We start from the raw sequence: 6,175 nt of genomic DNA, 5'->3' as shown, positions 1-6,175 counted from the left end.
TGGATGCCACAGCCGGGACAACCTATCAAATAGCTGTTGATGGTTATAGCAGTGCTACAGGTGAGATTCAACTTAATCTGGAACCAGAGAAATCCGAGATAAATGGCACTGCTAACGCTGATAACTTAACCGGAACTCCCAATCCAGATACCATCAATGGATTTGCCGGCAACGACACCATCAACGGAGCTGCCGGCAATGACACCCTTAATGGTGACGAGGATAATGATCGTTTAAACGGAGGACCCGGAGCCGACCAAATGACAGGCGGATTGGGTAACGATATTTTCTTTGTGGATAATGCCGGAGATGTCGTCAGTGAACTTCCAGCTCAAGGAACCGACTTGGTGCAATCTGGCATCACCTACACTTTAGGTGCTGATGTTGAAAACCTCACTTTAACAGGCACCGCACTGATTAACGGCACCGGAAATCCTTTAGCCAACGTCATCACCGGCAACCCCGGTAATAATACCCTCAATGGATTGGCCGGCAACGACAACCTCAACGGGGCTGCTGGAAATGACATCCTTAATGGTAACGAGGGTAACGATCGTTTAAACGGAGGACCCGGAGCCGACCAACTTACAGGCGGATTGGGTAACGATATTTACGTTGTGGATAATGCCGGAGATGTCGTCAGTGAACTTCCAGCTCAAGGAACAGACTTGGTGCAATCTGGCGTCACCTACACCTTAGCTGCTGATGTTGAAAACCTCACTTTAACAGGCACCGCACTGATTAACGGCACCGGAAATACTTTAGTCAACGTCATCACCGGCAACTCCGGTAATAATACCCTCAATGGATTGGCCGGCAACGACAACCTCAACGGGGCTGCTGGAAACGACATCCTTAATGGTAACGAGGGTAACGATCGTTTAAACGGAGGACCCGGAGCCGACCAACTTACAGGCGGATTGGGTAACGATATTTACCTTTTCCAGTTTGGACAATCCTCTGTATCCGCCAGCGATCGCGTTAACGACTTTGCGATCGGCACTGATAAGATCGACTTGTTGACCCAAGGTGGAGCTGCAATGAATGCCCCTACTAGCTTTAGCCGTGCTGCCAATAATAGCACTGCCACCACTTTACAACTTCTGGTAGATCAAGTGTTTATCGACGCTAATGGAGGATTAGCCGGAAACCAAGCTCTAGGAATTAATAGGGCTGCTTTAGTGGTGGCTACAAATGCCTCGATCACCGGTAATTACCTTGTGATTAATGATGGTACTGCTGGTTTTCAGGCGAGTAACGATTTAGTGATCAAATTAACAACCACCGGGACGTTACCCCCTGCTGGCGCTATTCCCGTTACCAGTTTCTTTATCTAACGATAACCTCAAGGATTGGCGCTGCATAATCGAAGGATGATCTGTGAATCCAAATCGTAAAAATTAGCGAAGTAACCGGGTTTTTGAGAAAGTCCGACAGGGTATTAATTCCCTGTCGGACTTTATTTGTATAGGATTGGTTTCAACCCACTTTCCGCACCCTCCACTGTCACAATCGGTTTTTGCGGAATTTTGTGAACCCAAATGATCATTTTTTATACACACAAGTGGGAAATTGGACTGGCGATCGCCAGTTCAATTTAGCCAAACTCCGAAAATTCGTAGTGTGACAATTCAGGGTGCGGAATGTGGGTTTCAACCCAGATTCCACACCCTGGGGTATCAAACAAGTCACGGTTTGGCCGTGATATAAAGTCCGCACAAAACGCCAAAAAAATCCCGCGCTGTCTCATACATAGCGCGTAAGGATTCAGGTATCTGAAACGTAGTCACAGAAAGGCTTCTAGAATTCAATCCTTCGCTAAATCAACAGCTTAATTCTCAATAGGTACGAGAATCAAAGCTTTCATGGTTTGTTAATAAGAATGGATATTTGATGATTATTCGATCGAATGGTTACACCGTATAGATTTTACTGCTTTTCACCTGACCTGAATCCTTACCATAGCGGGGCAAAGTTCAGGGAGTTTAAAGACTGTGTAAAGTTTTGGTCATTTAGTTCAATTCGCGTGCATTATTGATTGATAGAGGCAAGACAAAAGTAACATCCACCCATAAAAAAAGCAAAAAATACCATGTTTGACACACTATTGCCCGATGGCAAGAATTTATCAACCTCTGGCAACATTCCCTCTCCCACTGCTAGTGCGAGTGAAACAACCAACTTTCTAGCAGAAACCGACAATATTATGGATACGAATTTTAGCTCAGACCGCGTAATTGCCAAACTGAAGCCCACCGCGAATGCCAGTGAAATTACCAACTTGCCAGCAGAAATCGGAGTCACAAAAGTTACCCAAGCGTCACAACCTGGGACTGACATCTGGCAGACTCCTTCAGGAACGGTTGAACAAACAATATCAGCTTATAAGGATGATCCCCGTTTTGAATACATAGATGAAGCACCGGCTATTATTGTACCTAGTACATCAGAGAATTTAGACGAAATTCTTCAGCCAACTACATCTATTGTTTCTGTACCAGATACAGCTAAATCATCTATTGATTCACCCAGAAATACTGATGCTAATGATGGTATGGAACCTGTACCTTTACCACCGGGTTATGTATCTACTGAAACCATCATTGGTAGTGATGACCGTCAGAGAGTAACTGATACTCAAAACTATCCTTGGAGTTCGATTGGACTTGTACAAGCAAAATTTCCTAATGGTGAGTGGAGCGGTGGTACAGGATCATTAATAGGTCCTTTCACTGTATTAACGGCTGGTCATGTTATTTATAGTCATGCAAGAGGTGGTTGGGCAACAGAAGTTAAATTTACTCCAGGCAGGAATGGTAAAGATAGATGGTTTGGTGAAGCATCATATACCTCATTGAAAACTAATACTTCATGGATAAATGATGCTTCTCTTGATCAAGATTGGGGTGTTATTCAACTTGATCGCCCAGTGGGAAATTATACAGGTTCTTTTGGCTATCAAAGTTCTACTGCTAATATTAATGGTCAAGGAATTACAACTGCTGGGTATCCAAGTGATCTTGCCACACAATGGTTTGATGATGTAGGTTTATATCGTGCTGATGGTACTGTTAGTTCTTCAACGGCAACTCGAATATCTTACAACCAAAATGTAGATGTTATTCCAGGACAAAGCGGAAGTCCTGTATGGCAAGTAGATTCTGATAATCAACGGAGAATAAAAGGTGTCGTTGCTTATAGTGATCTTACATTTACTGCCAATTTTGGTCCCCGGATACAATCTTATATGTTTGACTTATTCAATACTTATAAAGCTGAGTCAGCCCCAGTCAGCAAACCAGACCTAGTTGATTGGGATAACTGGTTTAATTCAGCTATTGGTAGTTTTAGTAGAACTACCGTTTCACCTGGTCAAGGTTTTAGTGTCAATACATTTGCTCGAAATAATGGCACAGAAGCATCTGGAAACTATACTGTTAATTTCTACGCTTCCACAGATGATGATGTTACTAATGGTGTTGGCTCTCATTATTTGTTAGGTACTGCTAACTTATCTTCCTTGAGTCCATTTAATTGGGCTGATACTTCTTGGAGCGGTACATTTCCTAATATCCCAGTAGGTACTTATCGAGTTGTTTCTTTTATTGATCCTACTGCTTCTATTGGCGAATATGATGAGTCACTAGCTAGTAATCAAAGAGCCTTTCCAGGAACATTAACTGTTACTCCACCACCACCAGTCAATGATAATTTTGTTAATCGCAGTGTATTATCAGGTAGTACAGCAAATGCAACAGGTACTAATGTAGGTGCCACAGGAGAAACAGGAGAACCGGCTCAAAATGGAACTATTAACTCGGCGTGGTGGTCTTGGACAGCACCCAGTAGCGGAACCTTTACCATTGATACCAAAAACAGTAATTTCGACACTTACTTGTCCGTGTTCACGGGTTCGGCGGTGGATAGCCTCAGTCTGATTGGCTCCAATGATGATGGAGGGGGTAATGCAACTAGCCTCATCAACCTTAATGCGACAGCCGGGACAACCTATCAAATAGCTGTTGATGGTTTTAGCAGTGCTACCGGAGCGATTCAACTTAATATTGCCGTTCCCCCCCCAGCCAATGATAATTTTGCCAACTCAATTGCTTTGACTGGTTCAACAGCCAATGGTACAGGCTCAAATATTGGAGCCACCGGAGAAGTAGGTGAACCTAGCCAAAGTGGGACAACTAACTCGGCGTGGTGGTCTTGGACAGCACCCAGTACCGGGACCTTTGAGATTAACACCGTAAACAGTAATTTCGATACTTGGTTGTCGGTTTTCACTGGTTCTGCGGTTGATAACCTCACTCTGATTGACTTCGATGATCAGGGGGGAGGGAATAACACTAGCCTGCTTAGCCTCAATGCTACAGCCGGGACAACCTATCAAATAGCTGTTGATGGTTATTATAGTGCTACAGGTGAGATTCAACTTAATATTGCAGCCGGTACAGGCGAGATAAATGGCACTCCTGGCGCTGATAACTTAACCGGAACTCCCAATCCAGATACCATCAATGGATTGGCCGGCAACGACACCCTCAATGGATTGGCCGGCAATGACACCCTAGATGGTGGCGATGATAACGATCGTTTAAACGGAGGACCCGGAGCCGACCAACTTACAGGCGGATTGGGTAACGATATTTACGTTGTCGATAATGCAGGAGATGTTGTCACTGAACTTCCAGCTCAAGGAACCGACTTGGTGCAATCTGGCATCACCTACACATTAGGTGATGATGTTGAAAACCTCACTTTAATGGGCATCGCTGGGATTAACGGCACAGGAAATACTTTAGCCAACATCCTCAGCGGCAACCCCGGCAATAATACCCTCAATGGATTGGCCGGCAACGACACCCTCAACGGGGCTGCTGGAAACGACATCCTTAATGGTAACGATGGTAACGATCGTTTAAACGGAGGACCCGGAGCCGACCAACATACAGGCGGATTGGGTAACGATATTTACGTTGTCGATAATGCCGGAGATGTCGTCAGTGAACTTCCAGCTCAAGGAACCGACTTGGTGCAATCTGGCATCACCTACACCTTAGGTGCTGATGTTGAAAACCTCACTTTAACAGGCACCGCACTGATTAACGGCACCGGAAATCCTTTAGCCAACGTCATCACCGGCAACGCCGCTAATAATATCCTCACTGGCGGTGGCGGACTCGACCAATTGAGAGGCGGATTGGGTAACGATATCTACGTTGTGAATAATGCAGGAGTTGTCGTCACTGAACTTGCAGCTCAAGGAACCGACGAGGTGCGCTCAACCGTCAGCCACACCTTAGCTGCAAATGTTGAAACCCTCCGTTTAACAGGCACCGCACTGATTAACGGCACCGGAAATACTCTAGCCAACACTATTGTAGGCAACACCGCCAATAATAGGCTCAACGGGGGGGGTGGTCAAGATATTCTAACGGGTAGTACGGGTGCAGATACTTTCGTCTTCAAGTTTGGAGAGTCTTCTGTATCCGCCAGGGATAGCGTTGCCGACTTTGCGATCGGCACTGATAAAATCGACTTGTTGACCCAAGCTGGAGCCGCAATGAATGCCCCTAGTAGCTTTAGCCGTGCTGCTGATAATAGCACTGCCACCACTTTACAACTTCTGGTAGATCAAGTGTTGATCGATGCTAATGGAGGATTAGCCGGAAACCAAGCTCTAGGAATTAATAGCGCTGCTTTTGTTGGGGCTACAAATGCCTCGATTGCTGGTAATTACCTTGTGATTAATGATGCTACTGCTGGTTTTCAAGCGAGTAGCGATTTAGTGATTAAATTAACAACTACCGGGACTTTCCCTCCTGCTGGCTCTATTCCCGTTACCAATTTCTTTGTCTAATCACAACCTCAAGGATTGGCGCTGCATAATCGAAGGATGAGCTGTGAATCCAAATGGGAAAAAGTAGCCAACAAACCGGGTTTTTCGAGAAAGTCCGACAGGGAATTATAGCAACCGCCAGGGCGGTTAGGACGATACGTGCAGAACATACTCCATCGCATCGCGTAGACAATCAAACTGAGCGAGTTGCTTGCGAATCCGACTTTTGAGCCAAGACCAACATTGCTCAATCTTATTTAAGTCTGGTGAATAAGCAGGTAAGTAGAGCAACTCACATCCGGCGTCCTGAATCAGTAGTTCAATGCGACC

At 45.2% G+C, this 6,175-nt stretch carries 3 protein-coding genes; 2 read left to right on the top strand and 1 reads right to left on the bottom strand.

Going from position 1 to position 6,175, the window contains the following annotated elements; all coding sequences use genetic code 11:
- Together QUB14_RS27090 and QUB14_RS27085 are read left to right on the top strand one after the other, a co-directional pair.
- A partial coding sequence (locus QUB14_RS27090; protein WP_333221092.1) for a calcium-binding protein occupies window positions 1–1,337 on the top strand: 1,337 nt, incomplete at its 5' end.
- Between the two features lie 755 nt (window positions 1,338–2,092).
- Window positions 2,093–5,866, top strand: a complete 3,774-nt coding sequence (locus QUB14_RS27085) for a bluetail domain-containing putative surface protein (RefSeq protein ID WP_333221090.1) — start codon at window positions 2,093–2,095, stop codon at window positions 5,864–5,866.
- A gap of 126 nt (window positions 5,867–5,992) precedes the next feature.
- On the opposite strand, the gene QUB14_RS27080 is transcribed toward QUB14_RS27085, so the two are convergent.
- The coding region (locus tag QUB14_RS27080; RefSeq protein WP_333221088.1) for a transposase at window positions 5,993–6,175 on the bottom strand (183 nt) is incomplete at its 5' end.

The organism is Microcoleus sp. B3-D2, from assembly GCF_036705345.1.
Taxonomy (GTDB): Bacteria; Cyanobacteriota; Cyanobacteriia; order Cyanobacteriales; family Microcoleaceae; genus Microcoleus.
Note: the sequence above shows the minus strand (reverse complement) of the source record. Positions and strands in the feature narration are given on the sequence as shown.